This window comes from Gordonibacter massiliensis (ex Traore et al. 2017), from assembly GCF_019731765.1.
Lineage (GTDB): Bacteria > Actinomycetota > Coriobacteriia > Coriobacteriales > Eggerthellaceae > Gordonibacter > Gordonibacter massiliensis.
The window spans coordinates 140,878-158,800 of the sequence record NZ_JAASIO010000009.1 but is presented as its reverse complement, the minus strand read 5'-3'; the positions used below and the strand labels follow the sequence as shown (position 1 = coordinate 158,800).

Sequence of the window (17,923 nt, the reverse complement as noted above, 5' to 3'; positions counted from 1 at the left end):
CGTGCTCGGGAGTTCGACAGTCCGCCGGACTGTCGAATGCTCAGGATGACAAAAAGCCGCAACCCGAACCCTCTCATTTTTGGTGCTTGGACCCGCGAACAGGGCTCGGGGGCCGCTAGCGACCTTCGTCCGCCATGCCGAAGCATTCCGTGAAGAACACCTGGCAGTCCAGATCGTACTTGTCGCACACCTCGTCCAGCGCGTCGTCCATCAGGCGCGCGAGCGGCCGCGCCTCGCACACGGCGCGCGCGTTGATGATCATGCGCAGGTTCTTGTGCGGCCGCAAAAGCTTCTGCGCGTACTCCACGTCGTAGTCCACGCCGATGAGCGACGCCTTGTTGAAGTCGCCGTTGCCCGAGGTGGCGAACGTTTTCAGGTGCGGCACGTTGCGCTTGCGCTCGATGAGCCCCATGCGGATGCCCTCGATGAGGTCGTCCACCACCGCGTTGCAGTCGATCTTGCCACCGTCGTTCGTCTTAAGGTACAGGCGGCGGTTGTACCACGTAAGCTTCGCCTCGGCGTCGGCGAACTCCTGGTTGTGGCGCACCGAGAAGTTCTTGAGCGCCGTCTCGTGCGACGTGATGAAGTCGGCCAGCTCGGCGATGTTCGTTTTCTTCAAAGCCGAGATCACGATGACGGGGATGTCCGGGCAGGCCGTTTTCAGGAAGTCGACGTAGCGGTCGATGTCCGCCTGCTCCAGCAGATCGGCTTTGTTCAGCACCACGAGGTCGGCCTCTTCCAGCTGTAGCTTCAGCAGGTACACCAGCTCTTCCGGCAGGTTGATGTCGGCCCGCTCCGGCATGATCATGCGCAAACGCTCAGGGTCCACCACCACAGTGAACGGCGAGAGCGTGAACTCGTCGGCGCAGTCTTCGGCCAGGCGATGGTACACGTGGTCGAGCGCGCCCACGCCGCAGCCGGGGATGTCGGACATCACGAACACGGCGCCGTCCTTGTCGCGCAGGCGGCGTATCTGGTCGATGGTGTTGTCCATCTGGTAGCAGATGCAGCCCGAGGCGATCTCGGCCACCGTGCAGCCCGACGTCTGGGTGAGGTTCGTGTCCACCAGATTCGCCCCCAGGTCGTTGGCGATGATGGCCGTCTCGCCATACGTTTTGTTCATATGCTCGGCTAGGGCTATCATCGACGTGGTCTTGCCGGCGCCCAGAAACCCGCTCACCACCATGAATCTGATCTTGTCCATGTTCCGCACCTTTCGCGCGAAGGCGTGCGGCTCGTCGAGGAGCCCGCCCGCCTTCGGCACCCTCGTATCCTTAGCAGCAGCTTACCATGGGCGGTTGGTCGTCCTCGTCGACGACGCCCTCCCAGTCCGCGGCGGTCTTGATGATGTGGTCGCCGTGGATGTCGCCGTAGTGCGCCGAACGGTCGCCCTTCACGGTGATGACCTTCGCGTAGCGGCAGCCCCCAAGGCCCAGCACCGACACGTTGTCGCATACGTGGCACGACTGGCCGGCAGGGAACTTGATATCCTTGTCGAACAGGAAGAAGTCGGGGTAGTCGGGAAGCGTCCCGTCGTAGACGACCTCCTCCCCGTAGTCCTCGCAATGGTCCGATGTGAGCTCGGAGTTCAGGAGACGACAGGTGACGGTAGCGAACGCGATGCCGGGGAAGAGGGCCACCTCGGCGTCGGTCACCGGCGTCTTGCGCGTCACCACGTAGCGCGGGTCATGGAAGCCCAGACCCTGGACGATGCGGCGGAAATCCTCCACGAACAGGGCGCCTCCCAGACGCAGGGCGACGTTCTCGATCTTGTCCGACGCCTCCTGCGGGATGCGGCGGTCGGTGAACACATCGGTGAAGTACCACTCGCCTTGCGGCTTCAGCACGCGCTTGACCTCGGCGACGTAGGCAGCCTTGTCGGGCGAGAGGTTGAACGTGCAGTTCGAGATGACCACGTCGACCGTGCCGTCGGCGATGAAGGAGAGGTCCTCGGGCACGCCGTGCACCAGCTCCACGTTGCAGGCGCCGTAGCCGAACTGCTTGATCTCTTGGTCCCGGTACTTCTGCGCAATGGCGAGGCGCTCCGCGTTGGGCTCGACGCCGATCACCTTGCCGGCCGACCCCACCAGCTGGGCCGCCAGGTAGGTGTCGCGCCCCGACCCGCAGCAGAGGTCCACCACGGTGCACCCCTCCAAGAGCGGCGGCAGCGGAGACCCGAACTCGTGGAACGTGTTCTTGATCTCGGCGGCCACGTTGAAGAGCTTATCCTTCGCCTCCCCCGGCATAGCGTCCTCGGCGTTGCGCGTGCGCGCCGTAGCCTGGGGATCGATGCCCTGCGCCGCCGCGATCGCGTCGTAGTACGCCCGATAGCTTCCGGCCTCGGCCTTGCGGTAGTAAGCATGGTAGTCCATCGTCTCCGCCTCTCTCGTAGCCATTTAGTTGTTTGCAACCTATTAATATATGACATAGTCTAACACTTTGCTGAAAGGCTTCAAGAGCAAGAAGAGGATCGCAGGGCGCTCATACGCACAAACCGGTAAGCGAGGCTGACACAGACCATCTTCTAGAGCAATTTCTTTCGAAACGAGCCGCACGGTTTCCCAGAAAAACGAAGGCCCGTCGCCGAAGCGACGGGCCTTCTCGTTCCCGCGATTTCCCGCCTCGGTTTTACGCCAAGGCTTGCTCCACGAACTCGCGGGAGAGCTCCGCGCCCGGCTCGCCCTCGTACTGCGTCATGAGGAAGTGCGTGGCCTTGCGAATCATCGTGGGCGTCTGGCCCAGATCGCGGGCGATGTACTCGATGGCCTCCGGCGCGAGCACCGGGCTCTTCCCCTCTTCGGTGTAGTCCTCGACGAGGCCCTGCACGTACGTCACCAGCCCGTCGGCGTCGAGCGCTTCGATGGATATCTCCTCGAAATCGTCGAGCATGCCGCCGAACTCGGACAGATCGTACTCGGACAGGGGCTTGCTCGACGAGATGACGGTGTCCAAACCGTGCTGCGCACGCTCGCCCAACAGCAGCTTGCACATCATGGGGCCCAGCTCCGCATCTTCGAAGAACCCTTCGAAATCGTCCAGGAACAGCACCTCGTAGGTGCCCAGATCCTCGAAGAAGCCGTCGTAGACCTCGGCACGCATGGCCTCGGGCAGCTCTGCGCAGGGGCGGTAGAGCACCCTCTTCGTGGAGAGCAGGTCCTTGTCGAGCTGGCGGGCGCGCATAAGCGTGGTCTTGCCGGATTCCTTCGGGCCCACAAGGAACAGCTTCTCGGGCTTGTCGTGCTTCTCGGTGATGTCGATGACGCGGTCGAACGCTTCGCGGTTTCCGTCGGTTTTGACGAGCTCGTCCAAAGGCATTCTCATGATATGGCTCCCCTTTCGCCTTAGTGCCTGAAACGCGGTCGATGGAACGCGACGCCGAGGCCCTGCGTTCCGCATGAATACTGCCAATCATGGTAACAAGGGGGCGGAGGCAAAGCGAGTATGAAGGCCGAGTCTCATACCGGCAGGGGTATGGCTCTGCGTATGAAAAACCGCCCGGGCCTTCTCAACGCCTCGCACGTTGCCGCCCGACAAGCGCCCGTTGACCGGCGCTGCGACCCCGCTGACAAATTCCTTTTGTCACGCCGAACATTTTCGGCGGCTACTCGCGACGCCCTCTCGCCCGGACAATGAAGGCGCACCGAGGGGAAACCAAACTTCGTGCGTTCATCGTTTCCAAAACGAGCGAAAGGAGAGGAACATGACGGAGTGGAAGAGGCAAGAGGGCGAGGAGACCATCTTCAGGACCTGCGCATGGTCGCCTCCGGGGTGCCACCCGGTGGGATGCGGCCTGCAGGTGCACGTCAAGGACGGCAAGGTGACGAAGGTCGAGGGCGACCCGGAGCATCCCATCACCAAAGGCTCGCTCTGCACGCGCTGCCTGGCGCTGCCGGAGTACATCTACCATCCCGACCGCATCACGCACCCCCTGAAACGCGCCAAGGAGGATCGCGGCAAGGACAAATGGGAGCGCTGCACCTGGGACGAGGCCACCGACCTCATCGCCCAGAACGCCCGGGAGATCACCGAGAAGTACGGCGCCGAGGCCATCTGCGTGTTCGGCGGCACCGGCCGCGAGGGCAACAACTGGTACCCGCAGTGGGCGAACCTCGTGTTCGGCACGCCGAACTCCGTGTACGCCCAGGCCGGCTGGTCGTGCTACGGCCCGCGCATGACGAACACCGCGTTCATGATCGGCGGCGGTTACCCCGAGATCGACTACGCCCAGAAGTTCGAGGACCGCTACGAGCACGAGGGCTGGGTCGCCCCCGAGTGCATCCTCATCTGGGGCAAGGAGCCGCTGCGCTCCAACCCCGACGGCCTGTACGGCCACGCCGTCATCGAGATGGTGCGCCAGTTCGGCACGAAGCTCATCTGCGTCGACCCACGCGTGACCTGGCTCGGCACGCGCTCCGAGGAAGTGCTGCAGCTGCGCCCCGGCACCGACACGGCGCTGGCCATGGCCTTCATCTACGTCATGGCGCACGACGACCTCGTCGACCACGACTTCATCGACAAGTGGTGCTACGGCTACGAGCAGCTCGTCGAGCGCGTGCAGGACATGCCGCCCGCGAAGGCCGCCGAGATCTGCGGCGTGCCCGAGGAGCAGATCTGGCGCGCGGCACGGCTGTACGGCAACGCCAAGCCCAGCAGCGTGGCCTGGGGCCTCGCCGTCGACGAGAACCCGAACGGCACCCAGCTCGGCCAGTGCCTCATCGCGCTCATGGCCATCACCGGCTTCATCGACGCGCCCGGCGGCACGACGCTCGGCATGGGCGACGACCAGGGCAACGTCGTGCGCGACGGCGGCTCCATCTCCGCCGACGAGAAGGTGGACGACGCCACCGATTCCACGCTCGAGCTGGCTTTCAAGAACGGCATCATGACCGAGGAGACTTGGGGCCGGCGCGTGGGCATCGACAAGTACCCGGCCATGGGCTCGATCCTGTGGACGGTCATGCCCGACGAGTTCCTGAAGGCGCTTGAGACCGAGAAGCCCTACAAGATCCATATGGCGCACTTCATCTCGTCGAACCCCATCGGCACCGCCATCTCCGCCGAGCCGCAGCGCTGGTACGAGGCGCTCAAAAAGCTCGACTTCAACTGCGCGGCCGACCTGTTCATGAACCCCACCACCATGGCCTGCTGCGACGTGTTCCTGCCCATCGCCTCCACCATCGAGCACGACGGCATGGTGGTCACGCACTACGGCCTGAACTCGTCGTTCTACGGCGCGCAGAACAAGTGCGTGCAGGTGGGCGAATGCAAGTCGGACGTCGAGGCCATGATGGCCGTGGGCAAGAAGATGTACCCCGACTTCTGGAACCGCTTCGAGACCCAGACCGACTACGACAACTTCCACGTCATGCGCTCGTGGCTGCCCTACGAGGAGCTGCGCGAGAAGGTCACCGTCATGTCCAACGAGCCGTATTACAAGTACGAGATCGGCAAGCTGCGCCCCGACGGGCAGGTGGGCTTCCCCACCAGCACGGGCCGCGTGGAGCTGTACTCCTACATGTACGAGCAGTTCGGCGAGAACCCCCTGCCCTACTACGAGGACCCCGCCTACGGCCCCGAGCGCACGCCCGAGCTCATGGAGAAGTACCCCTTCATCCTCACCACGGGCGCCCGTCGCCAGGAGTTCTTCCATTCCGAGCACAAGCAGGTTCCCAGCCTGCGCCAGATCACCCCGTATCCGCAGATCGACCTCAACCCCGCCGACGCCGCGCGCCTCGGCATCGAAGAGGACGACTGGGTGGAGATCGCCTCGCCCTACGGCGCCGTGCGGCAGCGCGCCCACGTGGTGCCCACCATCAAGGAGGGCGTGTGCCACGCCATGCACGGCTGGTGGTACCCCGAGCAGGACGGCGAGGAGCCCAACCTGTTCGGCAACTGGAAGTCGAACATCAACGTGCTCATGCCCAACAGCGTGAACGGCGTGATGGGCTTCGGCAACACGTTCAAGCAGATGATCTGCTCGCTCGCGAAGGTCGAGGGCGAGGGAGGCCCGAACGACCCCGACAGCACCGGCATCTTCCTGGAGCCCAGCCGCCAAGCCGAGTTCACCTACCAGCAGGTATGGCGCCCCACCGACGAGACGCAGCAGGCTTAAGCCCGCGACACGAAGAAGGAGGTAACGATCATGACGCAGAAAGCCCTGTACATCGATTACGAGTTCTGCTCCGGCTGCCACAGCTGCGAAGTGGCCTGCCGCAACGAGATCGAGTGCGGCATAGACGACTGGGGCATCAAGGTGCTCGAGGACAAGCCCCGCCAGCATGCCGACGGCACGTGGCACTGGGACTACATCGCCCTGCCCGGCGAGCTGTGCGATATGTGCGAGGCGCGCACGGCGGCGGGCAAGCTTCCCGCGTGCGTGCAGTCCTGCCAGGCCAAGTGCCTGGAAATCGGCACCATCGAGGAATGCGCCGCCAAGCTCGCGGCCAAGGGCAAGAAGGCCGCGATCCTCGTTCCTTAGGGCCTATACGGCGCGGTCGATTCGAGATCGGGGGAGCGCGAGGGCACGCCGCGCGTTCCCCCTTGCAAGGGAGATGAGCGAGAGTGGGCAGCTGCGGAGCGTTCTGCTCGTTTTGCGGAAGGTGCGGGAAAACCGTCGAGAAATCGTTCGCCGCACCGAAGCCTTCCGACGTCGCGCCGCCCGGCGTGTCGGCTCGAAGCGCAAAGCGAAAGGCGGTTGCCCGCGATCTCGAAGAAAGCGCGCCGAACGAAACCGAAGGGGAATCTGAAAGCTCTACCCGTACATGAAAAAGGAGGGGATTGTTTTGAGCGAAAACGCAGCTGCGCTGCCTCAGCAGGCCGCAAACGGCAAGCAGGTGAAGAAGCTGGTCGCCATCGTGGTGGCGGCGCTGGTCTTTTTGTTCTTCCAGTTCGTCTGCCCGGTGCCAACCGGTTTGGAAAGGACCGCCATGTCGGCGGTCGGCATCCTGCTCGCCTGCATCATCCTATGGGTCACCGAGGCGCTGCCGTTCATCGTCACGGTCGTGCTGATCTTTTTGCTGATACCGGTAACGGGCATCCTGCCCTACGCGTCCACCGAGACCCAAGCGAGCGTGTTCAACTCGTCGAGCCTGCTCGTGCCCATCTACTGCCTGTTCGTGTTCACGGTTTCCGGCGCCGTCATGTCCACGCCCATCCCGTACCGCGTGGCCAGCGCAGCCCTGAAGTTCGCGGGCAACAGCACCACGAAGCTCATCGTGGGCTTCTCGGTGGCCACGTCGGTCCTGTCGATGTTCGTCTCCGACCTCGCCGCCTCCGCCATCTTCATCGGCATCGGCCTGTCCATCGTCGAGGCGAACGGCGGAATCAAGGGCAAGTCCGGGCTCGCCAAGGCGCTCACGGTCTCCGTCGCGGCGGCGGCCGCCATCGGCGGCATCGGCACGCCCATCGGCAACTCGCTGAACATCCTGTGCATGACCTTGGTCGAAACCTACATGGGCGTGCGCGTGACGTTTTTGGCCTGGTGCGCCGTCAACATCCCGCTGGCGCTGGTGGTGTCCGTCATCTCCGGCCTGTGGTGCGCCAAGGTGTTCAAGATCGAGGAGATCAAACCCGAGGCCCTGTCGGTCGTGTCCGCCAAGCTCGCCGACTACGGAAAGATGACCACCATCGAGATCAAGCTCATCGTCTGGTTCGTCATCGCTTTCGGGCTGATGATCATGAGCACGTGGTTCCCACAGATCAACTCCATGCTCGTGGCCTTCGCGTTCACGGTTATCGCCTTCGTGCCCGGCATCAACCTGTTGAGCAAGGAGCAGTACTACAAGAACATCCCATGGGAGATCATCATGATGATCATCGGCGTGCAGGCCCTGGCAACCGGCCTGGTGGGCACCGGCGTCGCCGCGTGGTTCGTCAACACCGTGCTGGCAGGCGCGTCGGCCTGGCCCCTGCTGCTCGTCGTGCTCGTCATGTGCTTCATCACCATGATCCTGCACATCTGCATCCCCGTCGGCCCGCCCACGGTGTCGGTCGCCGTGCCGCTCATGATCGCTCTCGCCGCCACCACCGGCGTGAACGGCGCGGTCATCGCCTGCATCGGCGGCATCCTCGGCGGCGTGACCACCTGGCTTCCCATCGACTCCATCATGATGATCTGCTACGAGAAAGGCTGGATCAGCATGGCGGAATGGCTGAAGAAGGCATGGTTCCCCACCGCCGTGCTGTGCGTGCTGAGCGCCCTGTACCTGCCGGCCATGACCGGGCTCATGGGCTACTAACCCCGTTTCCAACCGCGTCGGGCGGCCGCGGCCGCCCGACGACCGAGCCGTTGCGCTCCGCGCACCCAAGGAGGTGGCTATGGGAGACCCCGGCCTCGTCGGCGCGATCGTCGTCGGCATCGCGTTCCTTCTGTTGGCGGCAGCCGTCGGCAGAAGGAAGAACAAGAGCAAGACAAGAAACCAGCGGATAAGCGAGTGCTTCGAGGAATACGACCGGAAGATGGAGAAGTTCCGCCGCTAACCCGCGAACGCCGCCCCGCCCCGAAGAGAAGGAGAACCACCATGTGCTTCAGACCAGCGACCACCTCCACGCCCGCCCCCGGAGCCGGAGCCCCCGGCGCTCCCGCCGCACCGGGCGCCCCCGGAGCCCCTGCGGCGCCCGGTGCACCCGGAGCCCCCGCAGCTCCCGGGGCTCCCGGAACCCCCGCCGCACCCGGCAGCCCCGGCTCCGCCGGCAAACCCGGCTCCTCGGACGCGCCCGGCGCGTAACCGGCGTTCAGAACCGTTCGATTTCAAGGAGAGGGCTCACCGGTGACTACCCTGCAGATAATCTCGATCGTGGTGTTCGTGGCCGTCATGGCGCTGGTCGTGTCGGAGAAGATCCACCGAGCGCTCGCAGCGCTGCTCGGCGCCGTCGTGCTGTTCTGCATCGGCGTCGTCGACTTCGACGCGGGCATGGGGTCGATAGACTTCAACACGCTCGGCGTGCTGTGCGGCATGATGATGTTCGTGGCCGTGGTGAAGCAGTCGGGGCTTTTCGAGTACGTGGCCATACGGTCGGCCAAGCTGTGCAAGGGGAATCCTTGGAGGATCATGGTCGCCTTCGTGGTCATCACGGCCGTCTTCTCCGCCTTGCTCGACAACGTGACCACCATCCTGCTCATCGGGCCCATGACCATCATGCTGTGCCGGACGCTCAGGATCGACGCGACCCCCTTCCTCATCGCGGAGATCATCGCGTCGAACGTCGGAGGGACCGCCACGCTCATCGGCGACCCGCCGAACATCATGATCGGCTCGGCTGCGGGCCTCACCTTCTTCGACTTCATCCGCTACGACGCCCCCGTCGTGGTGGTCATCCTCGTCGTGCTGCTGCTCGTGTTCAGGATGCTGTACGAACGCAAGCTGTTCGTCGACGAGGGCGACATGCTCAAGGTGATGGCCCTTTCGGAGCAGGACGCCATCAAGGACCGCCCCCTGTTCGTCAAGAGCATCGCGATGATCGCAGCCGTCACCGCCGCGTTCATGCTCCACGGCGTGCTGCACCTCGAGTCGGCGGTGATCGCCTTGGGCGCCGCCGGAATCATGCTCCTCATATCGAGAAGCGACTTGGAGGTGGCGCTCGAAGGCGTCGAATGGGGCACCATCGGCTTCTTCCTCGGCCTGTTCGTGGTGGTGGGAGCGATGGAGCACACGGGCGTCATCGCGCTCATAGGGGAAGGGCTCGTATCGCTCACCGGAGGCGACGTGGTGCTGCTCATGCTCGCGCTGCTGTGGGGCTCGGCGCTGCTCTCGGCCGTGCTCGACAACATCCCGTTCGTCGCCACCATGATCCCCATCATCACCGTCATGGCGCAGACGGGCATCGACGTGTTTCCCTTGTGGTGGGCCATCTCGCTCGGCGCCTGCCTCGGCGGCAACGGGTCGCTCGTGGGAGCGTCGGCCAACGTCGTGCTGTCGGGCATCGCGAACAAGGAGGGCTATCCCATCAGCTTCATGGGCTTCACCAAGATAGGCTTTCCCATTATGCTGCTGACGGTTGCCATCGCAACGGCGTACCTGCTCGTGGTCTTCTAGCCGACGGCGGCAGGCGCGTCGAGAAGAGGAAGGACGGCCCGTCGGGTTCGAACCCGACGGGCCGTCCTTCTTGTGCACCCGCAGGCCGCAGCCGCGTCGCGAGCCCCGCGAAAGCGGGCTCGGCTTTTCTTGAGGGCCTAGAAGGTGCCTTGGATGCCTTGGGCGAACTTCGCTATCGAGCGGAAGCTCGCCGAGTTTTTCTGGAACAGTATGTAGAAGTGCCAATTCAGACGAGGATCCGACAGGGGGATCGCGCAGAATCCCGCAGGAGGGGCCATGGAGAACTTGTCGGAGACGATGCCCGTGCCGCCGCTCCTCTTCACCACGTGGATCATCGAGCTCGTGCTGGGTATGACGCTGACGTTGGCCCGATCGAAGCCGAGCGAGTCGAGCTGCGCGAACAACGGCGCGTACTGGAAGACCGGCTCCGACATCAGCAGCAGCTTCTGGTCCTTCAAGTCCATCACCGACAGGCTCTCCTTGCGGCCCAGCGGCGATGCGGCGCTCGTCAGCGCGAACGAAACCGAGCCCTCCCCCATCTCGAGCACGTCGCAATCGGGGAACTTCCGCTCCATGCACATGATGACGGCAACGTCGGCCTTCCCCGTGCAAACCGATCGGTAGCAATCCTCGCAGCTCATCTCGGACACCCGCAGCCGGTCGGAATGCTGCGCGATGTACTCGTCGGTACCCAGCGATATCCCCGCGAAGAGGTTGGTGCTCACTGCGAGGTTGAGCGTTTGGTCGGTTGCGTCGGGGCCGGAGAACATGACGTGCAAGCCGTCCACCTTCGTGACGATCTCGCGCGCCTCGCCGGCCAGCTGCTGCCCTGCGGGAGTGAGCACCATCTCGTTGCCATGGCGCTCGAAGAGCGCGATGCCGAGCTCGGTCTCGATGGCCTTGATGGAATGGGCGACGTTCTGCCTGCTGGTGAAGCACCGTTTGGCCGCCTGGGCGTAACTGGAGTTCTCTGCCGCAGCCAGCAGATGACGAAGTTGGTGGATTTCCATACCCGGCCCCCCTGCCCCGCTCGTTGTCGACGGCGCCGGCGCCTTCTCGAAGCCCGCGACGCTGTCTACCGCTCGCGGAAAACGAGTCGTTTTCGGCAAAGAGCGCAACCCGTTCCCGCTGTCCCCATGATTCGATTATAACCGATTATCATCCCGCCTGTACGGGAGGGGGCGAGAGAGAGCGGCCGGGGTTTTCCCAAAAGCAGCATTCGTTTTCGATGGGCCCAACCTCGTTTTTCGAATTCGCCCAAAAGACAGCTCGCGGGGATGCGCCATGCATCCCCGCAATGCCGATCCGATAGCAGAGCCCCCTACTTCGCGTACAGCGCCCAGCGGCCGCCGCCGTCCATCTTCTTGGCCAGCTCCTCGGCCTCGCCGTAGTACATGCACCAGGCCTGGCAATGCTGCACGCACATGGGCATCTTGCCGGCCTGCGTGCGCGACGCGCACAGGTCGCACGCCTTGGTGAGCACCGGCAGCCACGTCCACTCCCAGCGCTCGGGGCCGTCCTCGCCCTCGCGCTCCCAGGGGCCGGTCTCGGTGAGCTTGATGCCGAACTCGCCCTTGGGCAGGCCGAGCTCCTTCTTGCAGGCCACCTCGCAGCTGTGGCAGCCCGTGCAGTACTCGTAATTGATAAGGATCGCCTTGGTCATGATGAAACTCCTTTCCGCAACAACCGCTACGCTTCGACCTTGGCGCCGGTCTTCAGATCGGTGCGCTCGCCCGTTGCGGGGTCGACCAGCTGATTGGCCATGACGTCGTATCCCTTGCCCGCCTTCTGCGCCTCATGAAAGCGTTCGATCTCTTCCTGACGAGGTGATTCGACCTTTTGATACCAGGGGAAATTCCCAGTGGCGGCAATCTGCTCATAAGGCATCGTATCGCCCTCCTGCACCGGGTATATCTTGCAAATCATCCCTTTGATGGGGGATCCCACGCCGCCTTGGCCCGTGACGAACGCCTTGGTGCAGTTGTTCGGATTGGATTCGAACGTGCCGAACAGGAACGGCGCCGCCGCCTCGGTTTCGGGGAACCACCATCCATGCTCGGCATGGACGGTTTTCTCGTTAACCACCGGGGACACCTTCGCCTGCTGCTTGAAGCGACCGTGATCGTTCTCGATCCACACCCACTGTCCGTCTTGGATACCGTACTTTTCGGCCGTGGCAGGGTTGACGAGCACCCGCGGCTGAGGATGCAGCTCGCGCATGGTAGGCAGCTGCCGGTGCTCGCTGTGGAAGAACTCGAACGAACGGCCTCCGCAGGTGAGGACAAGCGGATACTCCTCCATGAGCTCCGGCGTGGACAGCGGGCTTTCCGGCGGCTCGGTATGAAACGGCGTGGTGTTAAGCCCCCAGTAACGGTACAGCATGGGAGCGAGCTCCAACCGTCCCGACGGCGTGCCGTAGCCCACCGAACCGTCCGCGCGGAACATGCCCTTCTCGGCCTTGCGATACGTGGCGTTGAACTCGTCGTACGCATGCCCCACCATATCGGGATCGCGCACGAGCTCGTCCCATGAAGCGGTGAAAAGCGTTTTGCCCGAGTTCTTGGCACCGCCTTGATCCGTGGCCTCCGTCGTCGCAGAGAACGAACCGGTGCCGTCGTGCAGATACCAATTCAACCAGTCGATATCGGTCTCCCACTGGCCGAACACCTCCGGGTTCAAACGCTTGCCCAAATCGAGGATAATCTGCTCGTCGGACTTGGCCTCGTAGAAGTCGACAACCTTCACCATAGCGCGGCAGGGAGACCACCAGGTGCGCGCCGAGTTGCGCTCGGCGCTCATGGCCACCGGCAAGACGATGTCGGCCAGAGCCACCGACGTGGGCGTCAGGTAGGGATCGGCGTTGACGATAAACGGGATGTTTCGCATAGCCTGCAACACGCGCGGAGAGTCTTGGCTCGGACAGGACAACGTGTTGGAGGATTGTATCCACATCATTTTAATCGGATACGGGAAGCCCTCTTCGATGGCCTGGAGCAGACCGTCTGAGCTTGCATGCGCCACGAAGTCGCCGCCTTCGATGGACAGGGCGAAGTTGTTGTTGAGCTTCTTGGCCCGCCATTCGGCCGGTGTCAGGTTCTCGCCCGAAGCGTAACCGGCGTTGATTTCGAACGCGTTGTGCACCAGGATATTGCCACCCGGTACGTCCACGTTGCCGCAAATAGCCATGAGGTCGCACCCGGCAAGGCACAAAGCCATGGCGGAAAGCTGCTGGTCGAACGCAAGGCCCCACTGGATGGCGCCGGGTTTGGCCTGTGCGTACAGGCGCGCGGATGCGCGGATGTCTTCGGCGTCAAGGTCGCATATCTCGGCAGCCCACTCCGGCGTGGTTTCTTTTACCGACGCAGCCAGCTCGTCGAAACCGGAGCACCAGCAATCCACGTACTCCCGGTCGAAGAGCCCCTCCTCGATAATGACGTTCAGCCATGCGCAGCCCAAGGCGGCATCGGTGCCGGGGCGAATCTGCAACCAGTACTCGGCACGAACGCCCCACCACGTCAGACGCGGGTCGATGGAAATGATCTTCGTTCCCATCTGCACGCATTGCACCAGCCAGTGGCCCACGTAGCCGTCCGCGTTCGACGCCAGCGGCTCGTTGCCCCACACGACGAGCACCTCGGGCGGAACCCATTCGGGGTTGTTGTAGCGATCCGCATGCGTCTCCGACGCATCCACGATGGGAAAATCGCCGAAGGGCGCGATGCTGCCGCAGATGCGCGGCATGTAGCACGAGAACCCCGTGAACCCGAACGTGGAGATGTTCGGCGTCTTCAAGCCGGCTTGGCCGAAGAACGGAACCTGCCAGTTGATGTTGCGGCCCGTGCCGTGCACGCAAATGATGGCGTTCCCGCCGTCCGTTTCCCAAATGTCCTTAACTCTCGCTTCGATCTCGTCGTACGCCTCGTCCCACGAGATGCGCTCCCATTTGTTCTCGCCGCGTTCCCCCGCGCGTTTCATGGGATACTTCAGGCGATCGGGGTGGTTGAGCGATTCGTCGAGCGTCAGGCACTTGATGCACAGCTTGCCGTTCGTGCACGGGTCGAGCGGGTCGCCTTCGACACGCTCCACCTTTCCGTCTTTCTCGTACAGCAAAATGCCGCAGGACGTGTGGCATCCCGGGGGCGAGTAGTGATACGTGCGCGTGACGGTGTAACCGTCCTCCTCCCACTGCCACTCCCTATCGTGATAGGCCGCGCGATCGATGCCGTCAAGGAATTCCTGATAGTCAGCCATGCTCTCTCCTTTCTCTCCTCGTCGTGCGCATTCGGGCAAAGTGCGACCGCACGCCGTCCAAATGCGTTGAACTGCCGTCTTCCGGCAACAGTCCCGGAAACGATCCGACGCCGACCGGTGCCCGTCGGATCGGACGCATAGTAGCTGCCTTATGCGCTCGCGCGCATTGCTCGCCAAGGCTAAAACGGGGTGTTTTGGATGCTTATTTTCGTGCGGTGCCGGCAGGCTCCCCCGCCCGAGGAACCACCAGCCGGGATAAGGCCCCAGACCTTAGAGGCTGACCGGCGTTTTTGCGGGTATAGCATTTCGAACAGGAAGGAGCCGGCCGTCGTCCTCGCGCATTCCTCACTCCCACTGCGCTCGCAGCTTTTTCTTTTGCGTAAGGGCGACGCCTACCAGCACCGCGCATATGACCAGGATGACGATGCCGGCGAAGAACGACCCGACGTAGCTTCCCGTGAAATCATAGCAAGCCCCCACTGCGGCAGCACCGAAACATCCGATAACGCCAGACATGCGCGAATACGACAGGATCTGCGCGAAATACTTTTTCCCGAACAGTTCCGATATGAGCGTCGGAACCGAGATGGTGATGATGACCGAGTTCATGCCGAACACGAAAGCGCATACCATGAGGGGCACCTCCGCCTGCAAAAACGAGAAACCAAGCAGCGAGGCCGCCGTCACGCCGAGGGTGATGTACGTGGACGCGGCCACGCCTATCTTGTCGGTGACCCATCCCATCACGAGCGTCGCCACGCTGTAACCTAATTGGGCCAGCGACAGAATGCCCGCGCCGAACGCCGCCGAGTAACCGATCGACTCAGCGAACCCCGGCAAATGATTGTTGTACCCACTGAACAGGGCCTCGATGCCCGCATAAAAGAAGATGCACACGAAAGCGAGCGTGACGATGGCCTTCTTGGCCGGCACGCCCTTCGCCGCCGCCCCAGTCGCCGCCATCTCCTCGGCGCGCTCCGCCCCATAAGGCTTGAGCCCCAGGTCCGAAGGATGAAGGCGGAAAACGAACATCGTGAACGGAAGGACGATGACGCACATGACGAGGGCTATGCTCGGATACGCCATGCGCCAGCCAATAACCTCGATGAGGTAATTGCCAAACATCGGAAAGAAAAACCCGCCGATGCCCGACCCGCACATGGCGATGCCCAAAGCCGTTCCGCGCTTGGCGATGAACCAATTCTCGATGAGCACCGTCGACGCCACCACGAACACGAGCGCACCCGCCACCCCCAAGACGACGCCCGCCACGTACCACTGCCAAAGCTCGCTCATAAAGCCCATGGCGGCCTCAGTCGCCGCAAGAACGAGAAAGCACACGGTCAGGAACACGCGGAAATTCCATTTTGGAAGATATTTCGCCACCAGCGGATACGTGAACGTGGTGGCGATGAAGTAGAACGTAAGGTAGAGCGCCAACGCTCCGCGGTCGAAGCCGAGCTCGTTGCAAACGGGCACGAAGAAAATGCCACCCGAGTTCATGATAGCCCCCAGAGCCCCGGCCTGAAGAAAGAAGCATCCGATCATCACCCACCATGCGTAGTGGATGCTATGCGTTTTCTCCGACACGGAAAACACCTCCTTGAAACGACCTCCCCCTGCCCGGCCAAGGGCGGGAGAGGTCGAGCAATCAACAGTCGCTAGTTAGGCATGAACCACATACGTCCCGGCATATGCAGCCCCGAGTTCCAGGGAAGACCACCCAGGACGATCGGTCTTTTTGCACTCATACGATCAAGCCTCTCATAAAACGTTCTTTGCTCTCGAAGCTCGCGTTTATCAAGCTTCCCAATGGGCTTCTTTGACTTTCTTGGCGGGGACGAACGACAGCAGGATAATAACGATGGCAACAGCCGCGATAACGGCGCCGACCAAAAACGAGCCGCTGTACGTTTTCGTCATATCGAAGATGATGCCGATGACCGGAGCGCCCATGGAGCCGCACAAACCAACGCCCATCATGCAGTAGGACAGGATCTTATCGTAAGCCTTCATGCCGAAGTGCTCGCGAGCGAGCATCGGTACGGAAATGGTGACGATAGCGTTGTTCATACCGAAGAAGAACGCCGTTACCATAAGGGCCATTTCGGTGGAGGCCATGGAGAAGCTGATATAGCAGACGATCAAAATGGCGTACAGGATGACCGTGAGCCAGCGCACGCCGATCTTGTCGACCAGTATGCCTCCGACCAGGGAAGCGATGATGTAACCAACCTGCAGGGCGATCATGAGCGTCGATGAGAAGATGAGGGCCTCGGGACCCAGCACCTCGACGGCGTTCGCCTGAACGAAGGAGTTGAAGCTGCCAGGAAAAGCCGACAACGTGCAGCCCAAGAACAGCAGAACGAAGGCGAGCGTTGGCAACGCGAACTTCAACGGAACGCCCGGGAGGCTCTTGGATTCGCCCATCTCGTCCTCTTCCGCGCCGAAGGCATGCAAGCCGATTTTCGCCGGGTCCTCGCAGAACACCGTGAGCGAGAAAATGAGGATGCACAGCAGCAGGACCGCGTTCAGATAATAGGCGCTCTGCCACCCCATGACCGTGGAAAGCGACGTGAACACCAGCGGAAAGAGCGCTCCGCCAACACCGGACATTAGCTGAGCGATGCCCAGGTAGCGTCCGAGCACCTTCTTGCCGAACCATGCGCCCATGAGCAGCGGCGTGGCATACAAAAAGTACATGCCGCCCGTGAGGCCCATGATCGCCCCGATGACCATGAACTGCCAAGTCCAGGTTGCATCGGCGAACGTGAACGCAACGACGCAAAGGGCGGTGACGACAACGTCGAAAGAAATGACGATCTTCGCGCCAAACTTGGGTATAAGTATTCCCGCGAAGAACGTACCGAACAATGCGGCGATACCGTAGCAGGTGATCCACATGGCGAACACGCCCATGTCCACGCCAACCGCGGCGGGAACGATGGCGAAAAACGCAGACGAGGAGTTCAGCACAGTTCCCAAGCCGAACGCCTGCATGACGCAACAGCCCACGAACACGAGCATGGCTCTTTTCTTGCTGCGCGCATCAATATCGGTAGACATAATGTAATCCTCCTTAAATCTGATATTCCCCTTTTGGGTTGCCCTTCGGCACGACAGCGCGTAATCACCCCCTTTCGCCGCGCACCTCCCGAAAGGCCCGTACCGATCGCAACTTTTATGAAACGAACGCGGTTTTCAACGTGCCGTCGGCCTCAACGCCGCAGACGGAAAGCCCCGCGCGGCGGCTTTCGATCCGATGCGAAAGCCGCCTTCGAGCTATGCCCCTACTTCGCGTACAGCGCCCAGCGGCCGCCGCCGTCCATCTTCTTGGCCAGCTCCTCGGCCTCGCCGTAGTACATGCACCAGGCCTGGCAGTGCTGCACGCACATGGGCATCTTGCCGGCCTGCGTGCGCGACGCGCACAGGTCGCACGCCTTGGTGAGCACCGGCAGCCACGTCCACTCCCAGCGCTGGGGGCCCTCCTCGCCCTCGCGCTCCCAGGGGCCGGTCTCGGTGAGCTTGATGCCGAACTCGCCCTTGGGCAGGCCGAGCTCCTTCTTGCAGGCCACCTCGCAGCTGTGGCAGCCCGTGCAGTACTCGTAGTTGATAAGGATCGCCTTGGTCATGATGAA

The 17,923-nt window shown here is 62.6% G+C and carries 15 protein-coding genes; 6 read left to right on the top strand and 9 right to left on the bottom strand.

Annotated elements, in window-relative coordinates:
* Positions 1–115: 115 nt before the first annotated feature.
* The 3 genes from HCH03_RS10785 to HCH03_RS10775 all read right to left on the bottom strand — a co-directional run bounded on the left by HCH03_RS10785 (position 116) and on the right by HCH03_RS10775 (position 3,321).
* A complete protein-coding gene (locus tag HCH03_RS10785; RefSeq protein ID WP_221689502.1) occupies positions 116–1,204 on the bottom strand; it encodes a GTP-binding protein in 1,089 nt (362 codons plus the stop codon).
* A 70-nt stretch (positions 1,205–1,274) separates the two neighbouring features.
* The gene (locus HCH03_RS10780; RefSeq protein ID WP_221689501.1) at positions 1,275–2,372 is read right to left on the bottom strand and encodes a methyltransferase domain-containing protein; all 1,098 of its coding nucleotides are present in this window, start codon (positions 2,370–2,372) and stop codon (positions 1,275–1,277) included.
* Positions 2,373–2,628: 256 nt separating this feature from the next.
* Complete coding sequence (locus tag HCH03_RS10775; RefSeq protein ID WP_221689500.1) at positions 2,629–3,321, bottom strand: hypothetical protein; 693 nt, start codon at positions 3,319–3,321, stop codon at positions 2,629–2,631.
* Positions 3,322–3,700: 379 nt separating this feature from the next.
* Here HCH03_RS10775 and HCH03_RS10770 point away from each other — a divergent pair, with 379 nt between their 5' ends.
* From HCH03_RS10770 to HCH03_RS10745, 6 genes are all read left to right on the top strand, one after another.
* Positions 3,701–6,112, top strand: coding sequence for a molybdopterin-containing oxidoreductase family protein (locus HCH03_RS10770; RefSeq protein ID WP_221689499.1), 2,412 nt, complete (start codon positions 3,701–3,703; stop codon positions 6,110–6,112).
* A gap of 30 nt (positions 6,113–6,142) precedes the next feature.
* The gene (locus HCH03_RS10765; RefSeq protein ID WP_080142349.1) at positions 6,143–6,478 is read left to right on the top strand and encodes a 4Fe-4S dicluster domain-containing protein; all 336 of its coding nucleotides are present in this window, start codon (positions 6,143–6,145) and stop codon (positions 6,476–6,478) included.
* A gap of 304 nt (positions 6,479–6,782) precedes the next feature.
* Positions 6,783–8,237 carry an SLC13 family permease gene (locus tag HCH03_RS10760; protein ID WP_221689498.1) on the top strand — a complete coding sequence of 485 codons (1,455 nt, stop codon included), beginning with the start codon at positions 6,783–6,785 and terminating at the stop codon, positions 8,235–8,237.
* Positions 8,238–8,316: 79 nt separating this feature from the next.
* Positions 8,317–8,478, top strand: coding sequence for a hypothetical protein (locus HCH03_RS10755; protein ID WP_185905294.1), 162 nt, complete (start codon positions 8,317–8,319; stop codon positions 8,476–8,478).
* Between the two features lie 41 nt (positions 8,479–8,519).
* Entirely contained in the window at positions 8,520–8,726 is a 207-nt protein-coding gene (locus tag HCH03_RS10750; protein ID WP_221689497.1) for a hypothetical protein, read from the top strand.
* Between the two features lie 42 nt (positions 8,727–8,768).
* A complete protein-coding gene (locus HCH03_RS10745) occupies positions 8,769–10,034 on the top strand; it encodes an ArsB/NhaD family transporter (RefSeq protein ID WP_221689496.1) in 1,266 nt (421 codons plus the stop codon).
* Positions 10,035–10,171: 137 nt separating this feature from the next.
* Here HCH03_RS10745 and HCH03_RS10740 read toward each other — a convergent pair whose 3' ends face one another.
* The 6 genes from HCH03_RS10740 to HCH03_RS10715 all read right to left on the bottom strand — a co-directional run bounded on the left by HCH03_RS10740 (position 10,172) and on the right by HCH03_RS10715 (position 17,917).
* Entirely contained in the window at positions 10,172–11,044 is an 873-nt protein-coding gene (locus HCH03_RS10740; RefSeq protein WP_221689495.1) for a LysR family transcriptional regulator, read from the bottom strand.
* A 311-nt stretch (positions 11,045–11,355) separates the two neighbouring features.
* Complete coding sequence (locus HCH03_RS10735) at positions 11,356–11,697, bottom strand: 4Fe-4S dicluster domain-containing protein (RefSeq protein WP_221689494.1); 342 nt, start codon at positions 11,695–11,697, stop codon at positions 11,356–11,358.
* Positions 11,698–11,723: 26 nt separating this feature from the next.
* Positions 11,724–14,285, bottom strand: coding sequence for a molybdopterin-dependent oxidoreductase (locus tag HCH03_RS10730; RefSeq protein WP_221689493.1), 2,562 nt, complete (start codon positions 14,283–14,285; stop codon positions 11,724–11,726).
* A gap of 345 nt (positions 14,286–14,630) precedes the next feature.
* A complete protein-coding gene (locus HCH03_RS10725) occupies positions 14,631–15,875 on the bottom strand; it encodes an MFS transporter (RefSeq protein WP_221689492.1) in 1,245 nt (414 codons plus the stop codon).
* Between the two features lie 210 nt (positions 15,876–16,085).
* Positions 16,086–17,351 (bottom strand): MFS transporter, encoded by a 1,266-nt coding sequence (locus HCH03_RS10720; protein ID WP_080142342.1) that lies wholly within the window; start codon positions 17,349–17,351, stop codon positions 16,086–16,088.
* A gap of 224 nt (positions 17,352–17,575) precedes the next feature.
* Positions 17,576–17,917 (bottom strand): 4Fe-4S dicluster domain-containing protein, encoded by a 342-nt coding sequence (locus HCH03_RS10715; RefSeq protein ID WP_221689491.1) that lies wholly within the window; start codon positions 17,915–17,917, stop codon positions 17,576–17,578.
* Positions 17,918–17,923 lie beyond the last annotated feature (6 nt).